Annotated in this window: 2 protein-coding genes; both read right to left on the bottom strand. The window is 42.0% G+C overall.

Features of this window, described 5'->3' with window-relative positions:
* Nucleotides 1-325 precede the first annotated feature (325 nt).
* Entirely contained in the window at nucleotides 326-1,057 is a 732-nt protein-coding gene (locus tag QZ106_RS10310) for an O-antigen ligase (RefSeq protein WP_295976718.1), read from the bottom strand.
* Between the two features lie 16 nt (nucleotides 1,058-1,073).
* Nucleotides 1,074-1,408, bottom strand: a 335-nt coding sequence (locus QZ106_RS10305) for an IS3 family transposase (protein ID WP_295976717.1), incomplete at its 5' end; no start/stop codon positions are given.

Here is a 1,408-nt window from a genome sequence, read left to right as displayed (position 1 = left end):
ATCCTGATGTACCTGGTGATAAAAGAGTACTTATTCATAATAATAATTTTTATTCAATCATTGAATTAGGTGATGATGGCAATAAATTTATAAAAGTTATAGAATTTTCAAAAAAATAAGTTTTTAAAAATATATAGATAGAATTCCTCCACGATAGCGCGCGTCTCCTGACGCGTGCTTTTTTATGCCCCCACGATAGCGCAAGCGTCCACGCTTGTGCTTTTTTCATTTTAGTTACAGGCACAAGCGTGGACGCTTGCGCCATCGTAGGGGCTTGCGCCATCGTAGGGGCTTGCGCCATCGTAGAGGATTGTTAATTTTAGGCTTATGACATCTTCTTGATATTACCTTGCTGCGTGGTGAACAAGGCATACCATACAATCGTGAGGAAAAAGTAAAATAAATTCCCTGAATTATGGGTGAAGAAGCTTTGGCTTAGGCAGTAAATCATCACGGCGAGTACATGAAGGGTGCCTAATGTGGCAATTAATTTTGTTTCTGCGGAATCGCTTTTTAAGCCAGGCATAAAACGGCGTAGCGGTATAACAAAGATTGCTAAAAAGGCGACTAATCCAACGATGCCACGCTTAGAAAGATCATCTAAATATTGATTGTGCGCATGCGTAAATTGCCCGGCGTATTGGCTGATGATGCCTTGTTCGGCTAACTGGTGGCGTTTTTGGGGGGGGGCGCCTTGTGTTCCCCAGCCCAATATCGGCTTTTCTTGTACCATGATGAAGACGGATTGCCACATATCAAAACGTGCGCCGACAGAGGTAGAACCATTGCCCTGTTCTAAATATTGTTGAATATCATCTTGTGCTGCCGCAAAACGCTCACTTATCTGATTATTTGGTATTTGCGTGATGCCGATAATGGCGAGAGTAAACAAGCCAATCAACGTAATAAAGAAGGTTTTTGATAAATTGCGGCGATATATCCAAAGTAATGCAATCAAGAGAATGGGCAATGCCGGCCAACCGCCACGCGCCGTGGAAAGAATGCTGCCTAAGATGCCAAATAAAGCGGCTAGTATACAAAGTGATCTGCCCCCCAAAAGTTGGACAGGTTAGTTAACTTAAATATTGAGCTCGGTATTGCACCGGGCTCAATCCTTTGAAAGCAAGTTTAATTCGTTTTTGGTTGTAATACACTAAATATTCTTCAATTTCAGCCTGTAATTCAGCAATTGAATGATAAGTCCGAGAGTAAAAGCACTCTGATTTTAATATTGCAAAAAAACTTTCAATCACCGCATTATCGTAGCAATTTCCTCGGCGGCTCATACTTTGAACCGCTTTACCTTCCAACATCTTTACCCATTCCGCCGAGCCATACAATACGCCTTGGTCGCTATGAATAATCGGGCATTCTGTCGGTTTAAGCCGACTAAGCCCTTGTTCTAACA

Origin of the sequence: uncultured Aggregatibacter sp. (assembly GCF_901873365.1) — a bacterium.
In the GTDB taxonomy this organism is placed as follows: Bacteria; Pseudomonadota; Gammaproteobacteria; order Enterobacterales; family Pasteurellaceae; genus Aggregatibacter.
This window is presented reverse-complemented; position numbering and strand designations above follow the sequence as displayed.